20 protein-coding genes and 1 pseudogene are annotated in these 20,671 nt (G+C 69.6%); 12 read left to right on the top strand and 9 right to left on the bottom strand.

Annotated features, from left to right (window positions below; genetic code table 11):
* Nucleotides 1–308 precede the first annotated feature (308 nt).
* The 4 genes from Q9G87_RS49355 to Q9G87_RS49345 form a co-directional block, all read right to left on the bottom strand.
* On the bottom strand, nt 309–836 hold the full coding sequence (locus tag Q9G87_RS49355; RefSeq protein ID WP_305923618.1) for a pyridoxamine 5'-phosphate oxidase family protein: 528 nt from the start codon (nt 834–836) through the stop codon (nt 309–311).
* A 241-nt stretch (nt 837–1,077) separates the two neighbouring features.
* Complete coding sequence (locus Q9G87_RS61030) at nt 1,078–1,413, bottom strand: universal stress protein (protein ID WP_371825945.1); 336 nt, start codon at nt 1,411–1,413, stop codon at nt 1,078–1,080.
* Nucleotides 1,414–1,537: 124 nt separating this feature from the next.
* A complete protein-coding gene (locus Q9G87_RS61025) occupies nt 1,538–1,915 on the bottom strand; it encodes a universal stress protein (RefSeq protein ID WP_371825944.1) in 378 nt (125 codons plus the stop codon).
* Nucleotides 1,916–2,186: 271 nt separating this feature from the next.
* Nucleotides 2,187–2,546 (bottom strand): spore germination protein GerW family protein, encoded by a 360-nt coding sequence (locus Q9G87_RS49345; protein WP_305923617.1) that lies wholly within the window; start codon nt 2,544–2,546, stop codon nt 2,187–2,189.
* Between the two features lie 505 nt (nt 2,547–3,051).
* On the opposite strand from Q9G87_RS49345, the gene Q9G87_RS49340 reads away from it, so the two are divergent.
* The 5 genes and pseudogenes from Q9G87_RS49340 to Q9G87_RS49320 all read left to right on the top strand — a co-directional run bounded on the left by Q9G87_RS49340 (nt 3,052) and on the right by Q9G87_RS49320 (nt 8,698).
* Nucleotides 3,052–5,586 carry a cation-translocating P-type ATPase gene (locus Q9G87_RS49340; RefSeq protein WP_305923616.1) on the top strand — a complete coding sequence of 845 codons (2,535 nt, stop codon included), beginning with the start codon at nt 3,052–3,054 and terminating at the stop codon, nt 5,584–5,586.
* Nucleotides 5,587–6,093: 507 nt separating this feature from the next.
* Nucleotides 6,094–6,225 (top strand): annotated as a pseudogene (locus Q9G87_RS61020) (helix-turn-helix domain-containing protein); the annotation flags it as partial.
* 700 nt (nt 6,226–6,925) lie between these two features.
* Nucleotides 6,926–7,273: a hypothetical protein gene (locus Q9G87_RS49330; RefSeq protein WP_305923614.1), complete on the top strand. Its 348-nt coding sequence runs from the start codon at nt 6,926–6,928 to the stop codon at nt 7,271–7,273.
* Between the two features lie 97 nt (nt 7,274–7,370).
* Nucleotides 7,371–7,685: a hypothetical protein gene (locus Q9G87_RS49325; protein WP_305923613.1), complete on the top strand. Its 315-nt coding sequence runs from the start codon at nt 7,371–7,373 to the stop codon at nt 7,683–7,685.
* A 254-nt stretch (nt 7,686–7,939) separates the two neighbouring features.
* Entirely contained in the window at nt 7,940–8,698 is a 759-nt protein-coding gene (locus Q9G87_RS49320; protein ID WP_305923612.1) for a radical SAM protein, read from the top strand.
* 23 nt (nt 8,699–8,721) lie between these two features.
* On the opposite strand, the gene Q9G87_RS49315 is transcribed toward Q9G87_RS49320, so the two are convergent.
* Both Q9G87_RS49315 and Q9G87_RS49310 read right to left on the bottom strand, forming a co-directional pair.
* Nucleotides 8,722–10,065: a PP2C family protein-serine/threonine phosphatase gene (locus tag Q9G87_RS49315; RefSeq protein ID WP_305923611.1), complete on the bottom strand. Its 1,344-nt coding sequence runs from the start codon at nt 10,063–10,065 to the stop codon at nt 8,722–8,724.
* 254 nt (nt 10,066–10,319) lie between these two features.
* Nucleotides 10,320–10,571, bottom strand: a complete 252-nt coding sequence (locus Q9G87_RS49310) for a hypothetical protein (RefSeq protein ID WP_305923610.1) — start codon at nt 10,569–10,571, stop codon at nt 10,320–10,322.
* 153 nt (nt 10,572–10,724) lie between these two features.
* Here Q9G87_RS49310 and Q9G87_RS49305 point away from each other — a divergent pair, with 153 nt between their 5' ends.
* The 3 genes from Q9G87_RS49305 (at nt 10,725) to Q9G87_RS49295 (ending at nt 12,795) form a co-directional block, all read left to right on the top strand.
* Entirely contained in the window at nt 10,725–11,738 is a 1,014-nt protein-coding gene (locus tag Q9G87_RS49305; protein ID WP_305923609.1) for an Acg family FMN-binding oxidoreductase, read from the top strand.
* 174 nt (nt 11,739–11,912) lie between these two features.
* Nucleotides 11,913–12,254, top strand: a complete 342-nt coding sequence (locus Q9G87_RS49300) for a hypothetical protein (protein WP_305923608.1) — start codon at nt 11,913–11,915, stop codon at nt 12,252–12,254.
* A 271-nt stretch (nt 12,255–12,525) separates the two neighbouring features.
* A complete protein-coding gene (locus Q9G87_RS49295) occupies nt 12,526–12,795 on the top strand; it encodes an SHOCT domain-containing protein (RefSeq protein WP_305923607.1) in 270 nt (89 codons plus the stop codon).
* Between the two features lie 475 nt (nt 12,796–13,270).
* Here Q9G87_RS49295 and Q9G87_RS49290 read toward each other — a convergent pair whose 3' ends face one another.
* On the bottom strand, nt 13,271–13,513 hold the full coding sequence (locus tag Q9G87_RS49290) for a heavy-metal-associated domain-containing protein (protein ID WP_305923606.1): 243 nt from the start codon (nt 13,511–13,513) through the stop codon (nt 13,271–13,273).
* An 831-nt stretch (nt 13,514–14,344) separates the two neighbouring features.
* Nucleotides 14,345–17,053, bottom strand: a complete 2,709-nt coding sequence (locus tag Q9G87_RS49285) for a heavy metal translocating P-type ATPase (protein WP_305923605.1) — start codon at nt 17,051–17,053, stop codon at nt 14,345–14,347.
* Nucleotides 17,054–17,712: 659 nt separating this feature from the next.
* Between Q9G87_RS49285 and Q9G87_RS49280 the strand changes: the two genes are divergently transcribed.
* From Q9G87_RS49280 to Q9G87_RS49270, 3 genes are all read left to right on the top strand, one after another.
* Nucleotides 17,713–18,360, top strand: a complete 648-nt coding sequence (locus tag Q9G87_RS49280; protein WP_305923604.1) for a DUF305 domain-containing protein — start codon at nt 17,713–17,715, stop codon at nt 18,358–18,360.
* 191 nt (nt 18,361–18,551) lie between these two features.
* The gene (locus Q9G87_RS49275) at nt 18,552–19,247 is read left to right on the top strand and encodes an AMIN-like domain-containing (lipo)protein (RefSeq protein ID WP_305923603.1); all 696 of its coding nucleotides are present in this window, start codon (nt 18,552–18,554) and stop codon (nt 19,245–19,247) included.
* A gap of 41 nt (nt 19,248–19,288) precedes the next feature.
* The gene (locus tag Q9G87_RS49270) at nt 19,289–19,447 is read left to right on the top strand and encodes a hypothetical protein (protein ID WP_305923702.1); all 159 of its coding nucleotides are present in this window, start codon (nt 19,289–19,291) and stop codon (nt 19,445–19,447) included.
* Here Q9G87_RS49270 and Q9G87_RS49265 read toward each other — a convergent pair.
* Nucleotides 19,375–19,665, bottom strand: a complete 291-nt coding sequence (locus Q9G87_RS49265) for a DUF1918 domain-containing protein (protein WP_305923696.1) — start codon at nt 19,663–19,665, stop codon at nt 19,375–19,377. The genes Q9G87_RS49270 and Q9G87_RS49265 overlap by 73 nt on opposite strands.
* 141 nt (nt 19,666–19,806) lie before the next feature.
* On the opposite strand from Q9G87_RS49265, the gene Q9G87_RS49260 reads away from it, so the two are divergent.
* The gene (locus tag Q9G87_RS49260) at nt 19,807–20,646 is read left to right on the top strand and encodes a universal stress protein (RefSeq protein WP_305923602.1); all 840 of its coding nucleotides are present in this window, start codon (nt 19,807–19,809) and stop codon (nt 20,644–20,646) included.
* The last annotated feature ends 25 nt before the right edge of the window (nt 20,647–20,671 follow it).

Here is a 20,671-nt window from a genome sequence, read left to right as displayed (position 1 = left end):
GGTCCCAGACGAGGAGCACCAAAGGCCCGAATACCCTGCGGGGTATCTTCGGATCGACCAGGGCGGCAACGGCCGTTCCGGGGGCGGGCTGTTCACGGTCGTTCCGCGATCGGAGCACGCCGAACGACCTGGGTACTCGCCGACAGTCGGCGGCGCCGACGCCTGTCCCGGTACATGTACGGCCGGTTCCTCGCCGGCCGGGGTTGCGTGCCCTGCTGGAGCTGATGGCCGCGGCCGAGCAGTGAGTCTGGACCGGCCTGCTGCGACAGGTGCGCCGCTGAGCGGGACCGCCGGGCGAGCCCGAATCGTCAGGCCACGGGCACGCGGGCTCGCGCGAGATCCGGAACACGCATCCGCATGAACGAGACGCCAATCCCGTAGGTGACGAACCAGCCCTCCGGCTCGATTTCAATGACACGGCAGGACGCCCGCCGCTCGCTGGGCAGCATGCGTGTCAGCTTTCTGCCGAGTTCGCCGTCCTCCAGGCTGCCCGCCGGGTGTACGACCGCCGTCCCGTGGAAGCTGACGGTGGCGGGCGGGATGGGCGCGAGGAGCGACATGATCCCGCCCCGGCGCACCGCTACGGTCACCGCGACCTGCCCGCCGAGCTCGATGTGCCTGGCCTTCCAGCTGTCGGTCGCCACCACCACGTACATCCGGCGGCCGACGACCATGTACATGACGCCGCTGGATCTCGGCCGCCCATCCGGGGTGACGTGAGCGACGACCGCGAACGACGCCTTGCCCAACTCTCGCCACACCTGCTCGCTCGTCAGCTGCGACGCGACACCCCGGCCACCGGCTCGGGCACCTTGAGGATCAACGGCTGTCGACATGACACACCTCTTCCCTCTCGGGTCACCCGTACGGCGACCCATCCCCTTGCTACCGGCCGGCTCCCGGCGCCGGATAGGGGCGAACGACCCGCCCGCCCTGGGACGAAAGCCTCGTCTTTCACTCCAGGGCGCTCCCCCTCGATGATGTGGGACCTTGGTTGAGCATCGCGATCCCGCGCACCACCCGGCGGCCGGCCATGAGAGCGGTGGCCGCAGGCCCGCCGCCGCACCGTGAGTGTCCCTATGCCGGTTCCTTCCGGGGCCGCACCACGGCGACCGGGCAGACCAGGTGGTGCAGCACCGCGTGGCTGACCGAGCCAAGCACCGCGGAGGCGAAACCGCCCAGGCCGCGCGAGCCCACCACCACCAGGTCGGCGGTGCTGCCTGCCCTGACCAGAGCGTTCACCGGATGGGCGACGACCTCCTCGCCGGTGATCACGACGTCCGGGTTCTTCTCCCGCCAGCGCGCCACCCTCGCGCCTGCCGCGCGGATCTCCTGCTCGTAGACGTCCTCCAGCAGGGAGCCGCGTGCGGCCACGTACGGCGAGAACATCGGCACCTGCCACGCGTAGACCACGTGCAGTTCGAGCCGCGGGCGCGTGCCTGGTCGACCGCGTACTGCATGGCGGCCTCTGAATGCGCCGAGGCGTCGTACCCCACGGCTATCCGACCGTGCTGCACCACGGAAGGCCCGCGGACGATCACGACCTGACCGGTGGCGTGCCCGGCGACGCCCATGCCCACCGAGCCGACGACCATCCCGGCGAACCCGCCGAGCCCCGGCTGCCCAGCACCACGCTGTCGGCCGATGCCGACTCACCGATCAGGGTGTCGATCACGTTGCCCGGCACCAGCTCCATCGTCACCTGGACGTCACGGGTCAGGTCCAGCGCCCGGTCGGCGGCCGCCTGTAACACAGCCGCGCTGTACTTCGTCCCGTCGGCGGCGTAGGGCCATTGCTCGCGCACGTGCACGATCCGCAGGTCCAGCCCTCTGCGCTGCGCGTCGGCGGCGGCCCACTCCACGGCCGCCGTCGCCAGTGCGGATCCGTCCACGCCGACCACGATGTGCCTGAACATCACACACCTCCTACTTCCGCCCCCAGCCTCACGCGGCGACCGCAGCACCGCCCGAGGCCGAGGTCCCGGATGCGGGGGCCGTTGGTCCTCTGGACAGGTGCGTCCCGCGGTGCCGGTACCCCCAGCGCACCAGGGCCGAGTCGAACCGGCCCCGCCATCCAGCGCCCGACGAATCGCTCCACCAGGGTCAACCGTTCACTCTCGGCGAGGTCGTCCGGCAGCGCGAGGGCCCGGACGGTGGTCGCCGCCCGGGCCCTTCGCGGATGAGCCGTCACACCTTGCGGGAACGCGCCGCGAACCGCATCCTGGCGATGGCCCGCACCGTCAGCAGGGCGACGACGGCGACCGTCAGCCCGCCAACAATGATCTTGTTGATGTCCACCGCGGGCTGCCAGCGGACATCGCCGTCCTTGATCACGTACACGCCTGCGGGAGCGGCGCCGAGCCCGAACCCGCCACCGGCACCCTCGCCAGGCCGTTCCCCCTCCTGCTTGCCGCCGCCCCCGCCACCACCACCGCCGATTCGGGCGACCGGGATGACGGTGACGCCGTCCTGCGTGACCGGTTCGCCGAAGACCCGCTCGACCCTGGCCACGTCCTTGACAGTGCCGCTCACGTCGATAACGTCCATTACTGCTCCTCGATTCTGAAGACCGGCCGCCGACCTCTGAAGTCGACAGGCGCGAGAGACTCCTGCAACCGCCGCGGCGCCCAAGCCGCCGAAGATCCGCGCCCTTGATCAGTCATCTTCGCGCCTCCCATCGGCATCGTGAGCGACATCGCCGCGGCGAGACAGGGGCGAAGGTCCCCAAATGCGAAGCCGACGGCCCACCCGCCGAACCCGACCCTCGCGAACGTCGCCGACGAGGGCCATTCCGGTGATCTGCTTCCTGGGCGACAAGACCGAAGCGGACGCGGAGAACCTGCCGCTGCACAAGATCATCGCCGCTCAGTGGCCTCCGCCCGCCCCCGGGGACACGGACAACGGTAGAGCCCTGTCGGGTCGTAGAGGCGTAAGTCCCGCGGTCCGGGGCTAAGAGGTCTTGGGGGCCGGTCTCCGGGACCTTTGGCCCTGGGCTCGCGGCTGTGGCGAGCGAGGCTGAGGGGAAGACGGTATTTCAAGCGGGGTGCGGGAGATGAATGAACCGGTGGTCCTGTCCAGATCCGGGCTGTCGTCGGCGGAGGCCGAGGCGCGGCTGGAGCGGGACGGTCCGAACCTGCTGCCGAGCAAGCCGCCGGTCCCGCTGTGGCGGCGCGTGGCCGGGCAGCTCCGAGATCCGCTGATCATCGTGCTGCTGGTGGCCGCCGCGCTGACCGCCGTCACCGGCGACTGGACGGACATGGCCGTGATCCTGCTGGTGATCGTGGTCAACACGAGCGTCGGCGTGACCCAGGAGGTGCGCGCCGATCGCGCCATCACCGCCCTGTCCGAGCTCACCGCCCCTGTGGCCCGGGTCGTCCGGGACGGGGCGCAGCGGCAGATCCCGGCGGCCGAGGTGGTGACCGGCGACCTGCTGGTGCTGGCCGAAGGCGACATCGTCCCGGCCGACGCCCGCGTGGGCGAGGCGGCGGCGTTGTTGGTGGACGAGTCGGCGCTGACCGGCGAATCGGTACCGGTGGACAAGAGCCCGGGCGAGGAGGTGTCGGCCGGCACCGTGGTGGTGCGTGGGCGCGGCCGGGCCGAGGTCACGGCGACCGGCTCGGCCAGTGCGGCCGGGCGCATCGCCGCCCTCATGGTCAAGGGATCTGGGATGACGCCGCTGCAACGCCGCCTGGTCGGCGTCGGACGGCTGCTGGCCGGGGTCACCGTGTTCCTGTGCGTGGTGGTCGGGGCGCTGGGGCTGGTCCGGGGCCAGCCGGTGGAACTGATGGTGGTGACCGCGATCAGCCTGGTGGTGGCGGCCGTGCCCGAGTCACTGCCGGCCGTCGTCACGCTGAGCCTGGCACTGGGCGCCCGCCGGATGGCGGCACGCCACGCCCTCGTTCGCCGCCTGCACGCAGTCGAGACCCTCGGCTCGGTCACCGTCCTGGCCACCGACAAGACCGGCACCCTCACCGAGGGCCACATGGTGGTCCGCCGGCTGTGGACACCCACCGCGCAGGCCACGCTCACCGGCACCGGCTACGGGCCAGACGGGCACCTCGACGGCGCCCCGCCCGAGGCGTTCACCGAACTACTCACCGCCGCCGCACTGTGCAACGACGCCCGCCTCCTGCACGGCGAGGACGGCGCAGACGGCCGGTGGCAGGCCCTGGGCGACCCCACCGAGGCCGCCCTGCTGACCGCCGCCGCCAAGCTCGGCTCGGACCGCGCCGGCCTGCACCACCGTTATCCCCGCCTGGCCGAACGTCCCTTCGACAGCGCCCGCAAGCGCATGAGCACCCTGCACCGACTGCCCTCCGGCCGAGCCCGGCTGATCTGCAAGGGCGCCCCCGAAGCCCTGCTCCACCCACCGGTGCTCACCGACGATCCCGCACTGCTGGAGCGCGCCGCCGACCAGGCCGAACGGCTCGCCCACCAGGGCTACCGGGTGCTGGCCGTCGCCCACACCGACCTGCTGCCCGTACCGGAGGAGGTGCCTGAGGAGGGACTGAGTCTGCTCGGACTGATCGCCATCCTCGACCCGCCTCGCCAGGCCGCCTCCGGCGCTGTGGCAGCCTGCCGCCAAGCCGGGATCAAACCGGTCCTCATCACCGGCGACCACCCGGGCACCGCCCGCGCCATCGCCACCGAACTCGGCATCATCACCCCCGACGACCCGATCATCGACTGCCGCACCCTCTCCCCCTCGGCTGCGGCCGCCGAGGCCGCCGTCTACGCCCGTGCCACCCCCGAGCAGAAGCTCGACCTCATCGAACGCATGCGCGCGGAAGGCGAGGTCGTGGCGATGACCGGCGACGGCGTCAACGACGGCCCGGCGCTGCGCCGCGCCGACATCGGCGTGGCCATGGGCCGGCGCGGCACCGAGGTCGCCCGCCAAGCCGCCGACCTGGTGCTGGCCGACGACGACCTGGACACCGTGGTGGCCGCCGTCGACGAGGGCCGCCGCGTCTACGCCAACATCCGCCGCTTCCTGGTCTACGGCCTGTCCGGCGGCGCCGCCGAGATCGCCGTCATGCTGCTGGGCCCGCTGTTCGGGCTGGCGCTGCCGCTGCTGCCCGCCCAAATCCTGTGGATCAACCTGCTCACCCACGGCCTGCCGGGCGTCGCCCTCGGCGGCGAACCCGCCGACCCGGCCGCGATGAGCCGCCCGCCCCGGCCACCCGACCAGAGCATCCTCGGCGCGGGCCTGTGGCAGCGCGTGGTGCGCATCGCCGTCGTCCTGACCGCCGTCACCCTCGGCGTGGCCGTCTGGGCCCTGCACACCGGCCGCCCCTGGCAGAGCATGGCCTTCTTCGCCCTGGGCGCCACCCAGCTCGGCGTGGCACTCGGCTCGCGCGCCCGCCCCGGCTCCCTGGCCAACCCGATGCTGCTGCTTGCCGTGGCCGGCGCGCTCGTGCTGCAACTCGCCGGCTTGTACGTGCCGATCCTGCGAGACCTGCTCGCCACCCGACCCCTTCCCGCGGCCGACCTGCTCATCGTGGCCACGCTGTCGATCCTCGGCTACGCCGCCGCCCGGCTGGACCGCATCCTGCACCGCGAGCCCGCCATCCCGGCCCGTGGACGATGAGGACCACCTCGGTCGCGGATCTCACGCAGGTAGGATCCCCAGAAGCTGGCCTGTGCTGCGATGACGTCGGCCAGGCCGCATGCGGCGGCGACGCGGGTGAGGTCGCCGACGGGGATCTGGATGCGGAGTGGCCCGAGGTCGAAGCTCGACCAGCCGTTTTCGCTGAGCGTGTGCCGCACCTGGTCCCGGGGCCAACGAGGGTGGCGGCTACACGCTCGGCGAGATCAAGATGCCGTCCGTGCACGAGCTGATCCAGAAAGGCCGTGCCCTGCTGGAGGCCCAACGTTAGCGGCTCGGCGTGGTCAGCCTGCGGGAGCGGCGCCGTCAGCGCCGAGAGGCGGCCGGGGTGCCGCATCACCGAGTGCAGCCGCACGGCCGGGCCAGCCCACCCAGGTGTCCGCCTGGCCGTGCGGCCCCGGCAGTGAGATCCGGACGTTCCCGTGGCGCATAAAAGGGCCCTGCGCCGTAGCCTGTGGTTGACGAGACACACAGGGAAGGTCAGGGCCTATGACCGACGCTGGCACGATCGGCGCGCGACTCAAGGCGGCTCGCCAATCCCGGGGGTTCACCCAAGAGGAACTCGCCGAGGCCGCCGACCTCTCTCGAGACCTCATCGCCAAGCTCGAACAGGGCCAGCGCAAGAGTGCCCGGCTCACCTCGCTGGTGAGGATCGCCAACGCCCTCGACGTCGAGCTGTCGAGCCTCGTCGGGAAACGTGACCAGCTCGGGACCGACCGCGACGGGGGCAGCGTCCTTGCCCTCCGCAACGTCCTCCTTTCGCCGTCCCTCCTCCCCGACCTCGACGATGGCCACGACGGCGAACCGACTCCACTGGCGGACATTCGGCAGGCCGTCGACGACGCCTGCGCCTCCTACTGGGCCGGCCAGTTCCCCAGCCTCATCGCCCGGCTCCCGGGCCTCATCACCGAGGCGAGGCTCACACACTCCGCGGCCGGCGCCGACGCCGTCTATCCGCTCGCGATGGCCTACGACCTCGCAGCCAGCGTGATGATCCACCTGGGCCGCGACGACCTTGCCGCCATCGGCGCCGAACGTGCCATCACCACCGCCCGCAGCGGCAGCGACGAGATGCTGTGGGCCACCCTCCATGCCACCTACGCCTGGGTCCTCCTCCACCAGGCGCGCCTGCGCGAAGCCGAGCAGCTCGTCGTCGGCGTGGCCTCTAGGATCGAGCCGTCGTTCGGCACTCCCTCCCAGCACATCGCCGCATGGGGCAACCTCCTCATCACCGCGCTGGCGCCGGCCGCAGCTGCCGGCAGGGATGTAGGCGAGTACGTGGCCAATGGCCACCGCAGGCGCCGAACGTCTGCGAGGCACCGTGAAGATCTACAACTCGTCATTCGGGCCCGCTCGTGTAGCGGAGCAGGAGACGCACGCCTACACCGTCTTGCACGACCCCAGCAAGGCGCTGATTGCGTCGCAGCGGATCCATCCCGGCGACCTGCAGGGCATCGCTTACGGCCGTCACCTGCTGGACGTCGCCCAGGCGCACCTCGACGCCCGGCACCGCAAGACCGCCACGGAACGCATCCTGGAGGCCCGTGCCACGTCCCAGGTGTGGTTCCGCCACCAGGCCGTCGCCCGTGACCTAGTCGAGAGCATCCGGGAAGAGGAGGCGCGGCATTCGCCTGCGGTCCGATCTCTGGCGCATTCCCTCGGCATCTGACAGGGAGGACATGGCGTCCTCATCCGGCGGCGATCCGCCCGGCGGGTAGGACAAGACGTCCATGGAGCGCGCTTACCGAGAGTCATAGCTTCGCTACATGGCATTCAAGGACTCGGGGCCAACGATCGGTAGCCGCGAGGTCGGCCCCAGCCCTCCGACTCCGCATGACGCCTTGTACTCCTGGACCGCCAACAACCGCGACGGTCACGGGATGTGCGGCATCACCGATGAGCCGGACCGGGCACTGCAGCGGCTGAACGACGCGCTCGACACTCTCGCGGGCGGCGCCAGCGGGTTCGTGGAAGTGGTGCACCTCGACCGGGCCGCCCGCCAGCCGTCGTACGTTCACGGCACTGTGCTTGCGCGCCGGCAACGCGACAAGCACGACGTCGCGCCCGCGGAGGCGTCATGACCGCCGTGTTCTTCGCCTGGCACTTGCACGGGCACCTCCCGTCGCCCCTGCCACGTCAAGCACGCATCGCGCCGACGTCGCCCCCGCCGAGATCGCGAAGCCTGATGATCGGCCCCCAAGCCGCCGAGCGGTCCCCAGTCCAGCGGCTGCGGGCGGGTGGCCCCGCATACACGCCCCGCACGACCTCTGGGTGTCCCTTGTGCGGGGGCACCATCCAGCACGAGTCCAATCCAGCATGAGTCCTGGGAGGAATAATGGTCATCGCGTCCCCCGAGCCTGACCTGAGCTTCATCTGGCTGGAGATCACCGGCAAGTGCCAGCTGGCGTGCACGCACTGCTACGCCCATAGCGGGCCCACCGGCACCCACGGCAGCATGAGCTACGACGACTGGACCCGCGCGATCGACCAGGCCGCCGCTCTCGGCGTGTCCATGGTGCAGTTCATCGGCGGAGAGCCCACCCTTCATGCCGGCCTACCCGGCTTGGTCGCACACGCGCTCTCGGCGGACATCGAGGTAGAGGTGTACTCCAATCTCGTACACGTCACCCCCGCTCTCTGGGAGATGTTCGCCCGGTCCGGGGTCAGACTGGCCACCTCGTACTACACCGACGACCCCGGCCAGCACCAGCAGATCACCGGCCGCAAGACCCTGCACCGCACCCGCGCCAACATCGCCCAGGCCGTCGCCATGGGCATCCCCGTCCAGGTTGGCCTCATCGACCTCAGGCCGACCAGCGCGTCGAGCAGGCCCAGCTTGCCGAGCTCGGCGTCACCAACATGGGCGTCGACCGGATGCGGCTGCTCGACAGGCCCGCCCGCCGCGCGAAGCGAGGATCGCGGTCGGTCGCGGGCCGACCTGGCGCGGGCGGGCGCTGGCCACCGCGCCCCCGCCGGACGCCGACTCTGGACCGCAGCGGCACTCGATCCGACCAGTTTCAGTCCTCGATCTGGATCCGCCCACCTTTTGTCGCTCTTGGCGGCCTTACGCCCACTGTGGAGACTTCCCTCCTAGTCATGGGCAACCTGACGTCCTTCTCATTCGCTTCCGCCGCGTCGGATGCACGGGGTGCGCAGAGCGAGGATGGCCATGTCGTCGTGGCCGTCGCTGGGGTGTTCGTCGATCAGTGCTTGCACGAAGTCGCACACGGGCAGAGCCGCGTGGGCAGTGGCGATGACAGCGAGGCGTTCCAGCCCCTCTTCGACCGAGTGCTCGTGGTGTTCGACGAGCCCGTCGGTGAAGAAGATCACTGTGGCGCCTGAGGGCAGGGGGTGCGCGTGGTCATGACGCGGCTGGGCGGTGTCGACCCCGAGGGGCAGGTCAGGGTCGACGTGCAGGTAGCGGGCCTTCTGGTGGTGCGCGAGCAGCAGCGGCGGGAGATGGCCTGCGCTGCTCCAGCGCAGGCTCCAGCCATGGGCTTCGGGTTCGATGCGGGCGAGGCACGCGGTGGTGACGGGGTTGTCCGTGATGGCCAGCACGGTGCGGTCAAGCTGGGCGAGGACAACGCTCGGCGGGGTGCGCTGGTCGTACAGGAGGGCACGCAGCATGTTGCGGATCTGGGTCATAGCGGCCGCAGCCTGGAGATCGTGTCCGACGACATCGCCGATGATCGCGGCGCAGGCTCGGTCGGGGACGAGCATGGCGTCGTACCAGTCTCCGCCGACGTGACCGGGGATCGCGGCGGGGCGGTAGGCGGCGGCAGCATCGAACGGTTCCATGTGCTCGGGGAGCTGCGGGAGCAGGAGCCGCTGGAAGCACTCGGCGTCGCGGCGAGTTGGCTCGTACAGGCGGGCGTCGTCGATGGCCAGGCCCGCGGCGCCGGCCAGCGCGACGATCAAGGTTTCGTCGTGGGCGTCGAAGGGCCGTCCATCGAGCCGCTCGGACACATACAGGTCTCCATAGATCTTGCCGCGGATGTTGATCGGAACGCCCAACAGGGTGCGCAGGGGCGGATGGCCGGGCGGGAAGCCTGCCGAGTCCGGGTGTGCTGCGATGTCATCAACGCGCAATGGTTCAGGGTGGGTGATCAGATGCCCGAGCAAGCCGCGCCCGCGGGGAAGCTCCGCGCCGACCAGGTCGGCCCTTTCCTGCTCAGACAAGCCCATGGGAATAAACGATGCGATGTTTTCGCCTTTCTCATCAAGTACGCCGAGCGCGCCATAACGGGCGCCGACCAGGTCCATCGTGGTGGATACGATCAACCCCAGCACGACGGATAGGTCCACCTTCCGGGTCAGGACGGCCTCGTACAAGTCGTGCAGATGGTCCTGGGTCCGGGCCAGCGACCTGAGCTGTTGGGCGATCTGCTCCAACTCGGTGCCCAGGCGCAGACGCGTCCCGTGGATGTGCGGCTGCTCTGGCTCTTGCGCTTTCCCCGTCATCGTGGCCGCCCGGTGGCTAGGCGCTCGGTTTCGGTGGCCCTCGCCGGTAAGAGTCGGTGCCGGTCTGGATCAGCATGCCGTACGGGACACCCGAAAACAGAGTACTACATTAACCCCTCTGACCAGGGGTAACGCCTCCAGCGTGTACCTGGTGGCGGCTTCGCGAATGACGGGGACTGTCCGTGCGTCATGCCGACTCAATGATCGACACCGTGGCCATGATCGCTTCGTGGTGGTAGCGGGTGGTGTTTCCATCACCACCACGGAGGAAATCCGGCACTCGGGTAGAGGCGGATGACGTTCCAAAATCCGCTACCGCCGCCGAGATTCTCGACAAAGCCCGAGTCCTTCCCAGACGGGCGATACCAGCCAAGCCCGATGTCGAGCGGGCCACCGCGGGCGGTGATCTGTCGCATCGGGGCGGCAATGCCAGGCGCAAGCACCCGCGTTTCGTTCACGGCACCGTCGTTGAGATGCAGCAGTGCCAGCCGGGTGGCATCCGCCACTCCGCCCACCAGCCCGCCATAGGCGGCGCCAAGGACGTAGAACGGGCGCCGTTCAAGGATTGTTTTCGCGTGGCTCTATGGGACCTTCGGCAGGACCTCCGCCCCTGATGGGACGGGTCCGCACAGGCCAGTGTCGTCATTGGGAGGTGCGTCATGACCACTGCACACCACACCATCGCCCTCGCAGTCAGACGGCTGCTCGTGGCAGCCGGAGAAGCGCCGTCGGTGCACAACACCCAGCCGTGGCGGTTCGAGGTTCGCGGCGACGATGTGATCGAGTTGCTAGCCGACTGGGACCGCTGGCTGCCGGTGAGCGACCCCCGCGGGCGATCCCTGCACGTCAGCAGCGGGGCCGCGCTGTTCAACCTGCGCATCGCGGCCCGTGCCGCCGGGCGCAGGCCGGACGTGCGGTTGCTGCCCGACTCCGAGAAGGCGCCGGACCTGCTGGCCACCGTCGACCTCGAGACACGTGAACTTCCGACGGCAGAGGCGCGGGAGATGTACGGCCTCATCCCGGTCCGGCGTACCAACCGGATGCCGTACGACGAGCGGCTGATCCCGGCGCACGTGCTGAGCGCATTGCGCACCGCGGCCTCGCTGGAGCGTGCCAGGCTCATCCTGCTGGACCGGCGCTCGGCCGACGACATGCTGGACTACGCCGCCCTGGCTCAGGACGAACTGGCCCGCGACAGCGAATACGTGGCCGAGCTGGCGGCCTGGACGAGCGGGCACGGCGTGCCCTCCCACATGCACGGACCGCTGGCCGATGGTGTCGTGGATCCGATCCGGGACTTCGGGCGCCGCGCCGGCAGCGGACGTTTCGAGCCGCGCCCTCAGCTCGCGGTGCTCACGACCGCCGGGGACGAGCCGATGGACTGGCTGCGTGCCGGGCAGGCGCTGGAGCGGGTGCTGCTGGTGGCGGCCAGGCACGGGGTCTCGGCGTCGTTCCTCAACCAGCCGCTCGACCTGCGCGACATGCGGCGCCACAGCGATCCGCATCATCGACGCGGTCATCCACAGATGATCATGCGCCTCGGCTACGGCCCGATCGCGCCTCGCGCCCCGCGCCGGCCCGTGAACGAACTCCTCGCCCAGCACACCGGACGAACGGCTCGACGACATGGGACTTTCGCCCCTGCCCGAGAAGACACGTCCGCGACGCGATGACGGCAGGAGTCATCGAAGAAGGGGCCATGATGCGAGTCACCGTCAAAGAGCTCATAAGCACGGAGGTCGTCTCGGTCAACGGCAGCACCCGTTCAAGGACGTCGCCGAGGTGCTCATCCGGCACGGGCCGTCGCCTCCGGCTCTTCGGAGTTATGCCCGGGGCTCACGCGTGACGTGCTCGATCCCGGCTGGCTGCGCGAGCTGCGGACGGTCGAGGAGTCGATGAGTGTCAACAAACCGGGCCAGCCGTCGATCATCATTTCCGCCTCCGGCATGGCCAGTGGGGGCCGCGTCCTGCACCTTTTGCGCTACCTGCTGCCGGATCCGCGCATGACCGTGCTCATCGTCGGCTTCGCCGCGCTCGGTACGCGCTCACGCAACCTCGTCGACGGCGCCACCGCGTCAAGGCGGCGCTGGCGTCCAGGGCGCCCATTCAGCGCCACACGCCGTCTGGTCGGCCAGCCCGGTAGGAGACCCTGGGGCCCTGGCGGGCGGACACCAGCCTGGCCTGCCTGAGTGCCTTCTCGGGCGCCTTGTCGGGCCATTAGGTGTACCCCACGAAGGTGAGGGAAGCAGGTGAGCGTGTGACAGGGATGGCCGCCGGTGGCCATGAGGAAGGCCTGGGTGGGGCCCTACATCTCGTTGACAATCATGCGTGACCAAGATCGGGACGTGCGACCCGGAGGCCCGAACGCCCCAGCCAATCAGGGTCGAAGGACCCTACCACCGGTTCCCGGTCGGCATGGACAATGAAGAAACAGTGAAGAAGAGGAAGCCTCCTGGGGAGGTGGGCACGGTGATGTACGGAGATGGTGGCGGCTGGGTCTGGATGGTTTTCATGCCGTTGTTGTGGATCGTGTTGATCGGCCTCGTCGTGTGGGCGGTGATCCGCCTGACGCAAAGCGCATCCGGCGGCCGCTACGGCGGGGACGGCCGCGAGCATCGGGAGAGCCCGGAGGAGATCCTCGACCGCCGCTACGCCTCCGGCGAGATCGACACCGACGCCTACACCGAAGCCCGCGAACGTCTTGCCGCCCACCGCCCGAGGCCCCGGTGACCAGACTCCGTGGGCTCCGGCTGCCGCTGACTGTGCTGGTCGCCTCGATCGCCGCGCTCGTTGCCTCCCTTGCGTGGGTTGCGGGCGCCGGCTAACAGGACGAATGGTTCGGTTCTGTGCAGCGGGCTGAGGGCGGCGCGAAGGCGTTCTCGCCTGTCTCCGGGGTGAGCCTGGCGTGGTCGTGGCCGGCCTGGTGCTGCTCACGCTTCTTGGCCTCACCTTGGCGGTGGCGCTCACTCCGCAGGTGAGCCAGCTATGAGCACTGCCGGTGCCCGCCGGGCGCGTCGCTCACGTGGGTCTGGTCAAGAAGGACAACGGCAACGGCACGATCACCACGATCGAGGGCAACACCGGCAACGGCAAAGTCGAGGAGCGGGTCCGGCCCGCGTCACAGGTGGTCGGCTACCGGCTACCTATAAGTACCGGGCCTGGCCCTCGCCGATCGGGATGGGACCAGATCGGGATCCCGCCCTCATCATGCGTGGCCGCGTCCCTGCTCGCCGTCGTTTGCACACTGCACCAGCCAGTTCCACAGGTCCGGCAGTTCGTAGTGGGCGTCGTGGATGACCACCGCACGGTGCCTGTGCGGGTCGACCTTGACCTCGAGGACGCCCGGCCGGGCCAGCAGTTGAGCGGTGGCCTCGTTGCGATCGCCGCCCCAGGTCACGCCGCTCAGGTCCAGAACCACCCGGCACGTAGGGCCTCGATGCCTTGCCACGTCTGACTCCCATCCCCCGCTGGGCGGGCTCCTGCGGCGCTGTCCAGACGGACACCACGTCATTGGGCAGCCCAGCCCGGTAATGCGAAGCTCGATCTTTTGCTCCCGACGGCACCCGGCCCAGCGAAGGTGAGCGTGCCTTCACGGATGGGTGGCTGCTGGGAGCCGTTCCGTTCCACGTCCCCATACCCGGTGGGCGTGCGTTGATGAGCAAGGTCGCGGCCTGCGGCAAGTCGGGGTCCGGCGGTACGGTATGCGTATCCAGGGTGATCTTGAAGCGTGCTCCTGAGCGGTCCAGAGCCAGAGGGGCCATGCGACCCTCCACGAAGCCCCGCCTGGACCATGGTGGTGCGCCCTGGAGCGCCGCCGGACGAGTGAGCGGCCAGCCACTCGGCCACTGCTGCCACGAGAGGCAAAAACAAGATCGCAGTGACCATCACGGTGGGGCGGCGCGTCACGCGTAGCGTGTCTCGCCTCCGACGGGAATGGAGGTACGGCGGAGCCGACTCAGCACGATCGCGTCCCCGAGGGCGTGGACGACCGAGACCGATGGCCGTGATCGGAATTCGGGTGAGGAAAACGGCCGCGCCCGAGGTTCCCACGATGGGCCCGAGGTCGGCGACGTGATGGGCACAGCAGGCCTCCATGCGACCACCGAGGCCCTTCCCGGTGCCTGCCGCCCGTCGCGGATGCGGGCGTAGGGACCACTGGTGGCCAGCGTGCCGTCCTGCGCCGCTTGGTGCAGCGCCCGCCAGGCGGCCGCGATGAGCCAGGACCCACCGCCGATGAACCTGCCTCCCTCAGGATGACGGGGCGTGAACGGCCAGCGGTTCACCCATGGTGTACGTGCCCCAGCGGTCCCTGTGCTGTAAAGGCGGAGCGGCAGTGGGTGGAGCAGAACCAGTAGGTGGTGCCGTTGCGTTCGAGTGAGGCGGCGGCGGTCGCGGGATCGACGCGCATGCCGCAGATCGGGTCGATGGCCTGCTCCGGTTCGATGCCGCTCTCCACGCTGATGGGCACGTCGGCGGGCGGTTCCGGCGCTGCTGTCAGGATCGGCGGGCTGAAGCGGCGCAGCCGGTTGGCGTTGCCGACCACCGACAGCGAGGACAGGGCCATCGCGGCGGCCGCGATGATCGGGGACAGCCGCAGGCCCAGGAACGGGTACAAGATGCCGGCCGCGATGGGGATGCCGACAGTGTTGTAGACGAAGGCCAAAAACAGGTTCTGGCGGATGTTGCGCATGGTGGCGCGGGAGAGCCTGACCGCGGTGACGATCCCGCCCAGCGCGCCGGAGATCAACGTGATATCGGAGGCCTCGATGGCCACGTCGGTGCCGGTTCCGATGGCGAAGCCGACGTCGGCCTGCGCCAGCGCGGGGGCGTCGTTGATGCCGTCGCCGACCATGCCGACGCGCCGGCCCTCGGCCTGAAGGCGGGCGATCTCGGCGGCCTTGTGCTCAGGCAGCACTTCGGCCAGCACGCGGGTGATGCCGACCTGGCGGGCGATGGCCTCGGCGGTGCGCCGGTTGTCCCCGGTTATCATCACAGCCTGCAGGCCCAGCCGTCGCAGTGCCGGCACGGCGTCGCGGGAGTCGTCCTTGATCGTGTCGGCCACGCCCAGCACCCCGGCGGGCGCACCATCGACGGCCACCATGATGGGTGTACGGCCCTGCCCGGCCAGCCGATCGGCCGCCTCCCGCAGGACCGTCACCTTCACTCCGGCAGCGCCGAGCAGGCGATGGCCGCCGACGAGCACCTGATGCCCCTCGACGGTGGCCGACACGCCCTTGCCGGTCTGCGAGCCGAACGCGGACGCCTCGGCCACCGTCAGGCCGCGTTCGGCCGCGCCGGCGAGGACGGCCTGGCCGAGCGGGTGCTCGGAGGAGCGTTCGGCGCCAGCGGCCAGCCGGAGCAGGTCGTCGGCCGACCGGGGCCCAGCGGGGATCACGTCGGTGAGCGCGGGCCGGCCGCGGGTGATGGTGCCGGTCTTGTCCAGGACGATCGCCTCCAGCTGGTGCGCGCTCTCCAGCGCGGCTGCGTCGCGGATCAGAATGCCCGCCCGGGCGCCCTTGCCGGTGCCCACCATGATCGATAGCGGAGTGGCCAGGCCGAGCGCGCAGGGGCACGCGATGATCAGCACCGCGACCGCCGCCACTAGAGCGAGCGTGAACGCTGGCGGAGGCCCGGCGACGTACCAGACCGCGAACGTGACCACGGCGATGACCATCACCGCCGGCACGAAGTAGCCGGACACCAGGTCGGCCAGGCGCTGAATGGGCGCCCTGGACGCCTGCGCTGCCTGGACCAGGCGGATGATCTGAGCCAGCACGGTTTCGGCGCCGACCCTCTCGGCCCGGAAGATGAACGCGCCGGTCTGGTTGACGGTCGCGCCCACCACCTGGTCGCCGGGCTCCTTCTCCACCGGGATGGACTCGCCGGTCACCATGGACTCATCCAGCGTGGAACGCCCATCGACGATCACGCCGTCCACCGGCGCCCTCTCCCCCGGCCGCACGATCACCACATCGCCCGGTACCACCTCGGCGATCGGGATCTCGATCTCGCCGCCATCGCGGCGTACCCGGGCGGTTCTGGCCTGCAGCCCGATCAGCTCGCGGATCGCCTGCCCGGTCCCGGCCTTGGCGCGGGCCTCCAGCAGGCGGCCGAGCAGGATCAACGTCAAGATCACACCGACGGCTTCGTAGTACACATCCCGCAGATCCACTGGCAGCAGTTCTGGGGCGAGGGTGACCAGCAGGCTATAACCGTAGGCGGCGCAGGTGCCGAGCGTGATCAGCGCGTTCATCTCCGCCGTCCGGTGCCCCAAGCTCAGCCATCCCACCCGGTGGATCGGCCAGCCGGTGTAGAACATCACCGGCGTGATCAACACGAGCTGCACCCACCGTTCGAGTAGCGGATCGGGCACCCAGGCGGCGCCGAAGAACTCGTGCGCCATCACCGCCACCGCCACCGGCGCGGTCAGCAGCGCTCCGGCCAGCACCCGCCACGACAGATCCCGGATCTCTGCCCGCCGCTCCGCTGCCTCGGCGTCGCCGTCGTCTGCCCCGATCTGCGAACCTGGCGTATCCGGACGGTCCTGGTTGGAGGCGGGTTCGCCGTGGTGGCCGTTCGTGGCGGCCTCACCGGCCTGAGGCTGGTCGTTCGGGCCTGGTTCGACGATCAGGCGGCCGCGCACCATGCTCATGCCGCACGCGAAGGCGTACTCACCGGTCTTGGACGGCGTCAGCTTCACGGCGGTGCGCTGGAAGGCGGGCAACGCATGGTCGATTCCGAAATCGGGGAACATCACGCGCGAGGTGCACTCGCCACTCTCGCGCCGGTCGAAAACCAGCCGAAGCGGTACGCCCTGGCGGACGCGGACGACGTCTGGCACGTAGCCGCCTTTGACGGTGATCTCGACCTCCTGCGTCCCGTCCCGCAGCTCGGCAAGATGGCTCTTTCTCGGTCCGAAGAAGTACCAGAAGAGGAAGGCGATCACTGCTGCGGAGGGGGCGATGACCACCCAGTCGGTCGCGGTCACGAGACATCGCCTCCCTTCGTGCCCCGCACCTGATCGGGCTCATCTGTGCGGTCGTTTCTGTGCGGTCGTTGCGATCGGTGCGCAGCGCCCACGGACCGCATCATCCACAGCATGATCACCAGGCACACCAGGAAAACTGCCGCGAGCAGGACCGTGTAAACAGGCGCGCCAGCCCACACGGCTACGACCGCGGCCACGGCCGCGACGGCGGCGAGCACGAAATGTTACTTGATCATGACTTCCTTCCGATCTCTCCGGCGTCGGAAATGGAAGGCTCATGCTCGAGTCTGCCCCGCCGGTGGCCCCGGCTAAAATGGCAGAAGGTACCGAGCAATAGGGTCTAAGGTCCCTCCATCAGGCGTCGGGAGGACCAAGGGGGACGTTCGGATAATCTTCCGCGTGCTGTGGCTGCGGCGCTGGAGCCCGATCCTGTCTCCCGAGACCTACAACCTGCTGGTCAGCGAACGAACACGTGATCGGGAATGGGCGGTGCCCGCTCATCCTGCCGAGAGGGTCATTGGTCCTGCCCATGGCTGCTGTTGGTCCCGGCTCCAGGTGTCGGAAGACCCTGCCCTCGCCGAGCGGGCCGCTTCAGGCTGGGTCATGAGGGACCTGCTATCAGCGGTCATGGAAGCAAGGGGGCCGAGATGAGACGGTCAGTGATCGCGGGGATCGCCGCCGGATCGGTGCTCGCCACCGCCGCGGTGACCGGCGTTGCCGTCGCCGCAGGCAACGCCCAGCCACCACGTGTCACCGGGTGGCATCAGAACGGACAAAACTACGGTCCGATGAACGACATGTGGCCGATGGGCCGGATGCACGATATTCGCGTCGGCAGTGAGTTCGACTACCTGGCCGAGATGGTGGCCCACCACCAGGAGGCCGTCGCCGCAGCCGGACAATTGCAGCGCTCGAGCCGGGCAGAGATGCGCGCCCTGGGCGCCTCAATCGTGAAGACCCAGAGCGCCGAGATCGCCACTATGAAGAAGTGGCTGGCCGCCTGGTACCCGGGACGCTCGGCGGCGGTCGATTACCAGCCGATGATGCGCGATCTGTCCAAGCTGTCGGGCGATGCGCTGGACAAGGCGTTCCTGCAGGACATGATCCCCCATCACATGGTGGCGGTGATGATGTCCCAGCAACTGCTCATGCGCGGACAGGCGGAACACCAGGAGGTCAGAGCGTTCGCGGCCAGTGTGCGTGACACCCAGCACACCGAGATGTTCCAGATGCAGCAGTACCTGAGCGACTGGTTCGGCACCAACTGGTGGAACATGCCAGGCATGCGCGGCGGGATGAGCTGGTGACGACCCGGCGGGCCGAAAGTCCCGGTCGGGATCGGCACCGTCGCTCGCCCTGTCCCAACCCGTAGAGCCCCTCGCATTCTCGGGCGGTAGTCCCGTGACGGCCGAAATCCGCGAACTATAGGACGTTCGCCGGTGTTACCGGGACACGGGCAGTGTTCACGCTGGAATCAGGAGCACTCACGGGAAAAGAGATGATCATCATGCTCCCGATCCGCCCCTTCATCGCCACCGCGGCGGCAGCCTCGGCCATGGGACTGCCGGCCGTACCGGCGCAGGCTACCCAGCAGGCCGCCATCCCCACCCTGGTGGGCATCAGGGCCGCGCACCACTCCGGCCTGGACCGGCTGGTCTTCGAGTTCCGCGGCCGGGCGCCGGCCCAGCGCGACGTCCGCTACGTGACCAAGCTGATCGCCGACGGCTCCGGCCACACCGTCAGCGCCGTCGGTAGCGCCCTGCTCCAGGTGCGCTTCGGCCAGGCCGACGGCCACGACGACCACGGAAACGTCACCTACGGGCCCGCCCGCAGGACCTACGCGCTGCCCGGCGTCATCCAGGTCGTCACCACCGGGGACTTCGAGGCGACGCTGACCTTCGGGGTCGGTCTCGCCAAGCGGGTGCCCTTCCGGGTCTACACGCTCACTCAGCCGAGCCGCGTCGTCGTCGACATCGCCACCCCCTACCGGACCGTGCCCGTGCGCGACTACTTCCTCAACATGGCCAACCACGGCATCGGGCGCAGGCCATACACCACCGCCGTGCAGCGGCCGGTGATCCCCCCGGCCACCTCCTTCGGCACGCTGCAGCGGCTGTTCGCCGGCCCCCCCAAGCCGAGAAGGCGCAAGGACTGCAGTTCGTCAGCTCCACAGCCACCGGCTTCAGCAAGCTGACCATCAAGAACGGCATCGCCAGGGTCTACCTGACCGGCCGCGTGACCAGCGCAGGATCGACGTTCACCATCGCCAACCTGATCAGACCGACGCTCAAGCAGTTCCCGTCGATCAAGTGGGTGAAGATCTACGACGCCGCGGGGCACACAGAGCGTCCGACCGGCCCCTCGGACTCCATCCCGCAGTCACTGGAGCCATGAACGCATCGAACTCCGCCCCACGTAGGGAGCGGGATCGTCGAAGTCGGACACGCTGCCCGGTCGGCGTCGGCAATGGATGATCGTCCAGCGCTGACTCGGGCAGCCGGGCCGGACGGGGGCAACTCGTGCAGGCACTTCGTCATCGAGTGGCTTGGACGACCCGCGCGTCGGGGCCCGGGAAAGACGAGGCTCTCGTGTCCGTCGTCCAGCCAGCGCATCAGGTAGGGCGGCGAGCCATCCGTGCGCGCTGCGGAGTGGTGACGGTCCCGGTCGACGCCCTGGCCAGGAAAGGGCAAAGCCTTCAAGACCAAGCCGTTGTGGCCTGCCGTACGGCGCTGTGGTCTGCCAAGAGTGGATATGTGAACGAGACAAGGGGCGTGGTGATCGGCTACGACGGCTCCGACCACTCGATGCAGGCCCTGGACTGGGCGATGGACGAGGCCGAGCTCCGAAAGCTTCCCCTTATCGTCTGCCACGCGTGGCAATGGCCCTACGGCGACGGGGATCCGGCGGCCCGTGACTCGCTGCGCCATGCGGCCGAGCATGTGCTGTGGCACGGCGCCGACTGCGCACGAGCCAGTTCACCAGGACTGGACGTGCGTCCCGATCTGTACGAGGGCTCGGCCACCGGGCGACTGGAGGAGCTGTCGGCCGATGCCGGACTGCTCGTGATCGGCTCCCGCGGCCTGGGCGCCGTGGCGCGAGCGGTGACCGGCTCCGTGGCAGCCCATGCGGTGGCCCACGCGCAGTGCCCGGTCATCGTCGTCCGCGGCAGGGGCTCGCTGCCGCGCTGGCCTCACCCGGGGCCGATCGTGGTGGGTCTGGGGGACGACGGCAAGGCCGACGCGGTGCTCGGCTTCGCCTACGCGGAAGCAGCCGTACGCGGCCTGCCGGTGCTCGCGGTGCACGCCTGGCACCAGCCTCCGGTGGCCTGGGGAGGGATCACGTTCCCGGCTCTCGACCCCCTGGCCGTTCGGGACGCGGCCGACAACTGGCTGGCGCGCACCCTCGCGCCCTGGACGGAGAAGCAGCCGAAGGTCGCGATCGAGGCGCGTACGACACAGTCACGGGCAAGCGAGGCGCTCGCCGCCATCACCGACGCGACCCTGGTGGTCGTCGGAAGCCCGCACGGACGGTTCGGCTCCGTGACGGCGGCCATGTTGCGGCATGCTCCATGCCCGGTCGCGATCGTGCGTTAAAGAAGCGCTGTGTCCGATACCCGGG

Source organism: Nonomuraea turcica (assembly GCF_030718205.1).
GTDB lineage: Bacteria > Actinomycetota > Actinomycetes > Streptosporangiales > Streptosporangiaceae > Nonomuraea.
The sequence above is the reverse complement of the archived record's forward strand: the minus strand, read 5'-3'. Positions and strand labels throughout refer to the sequence as shown.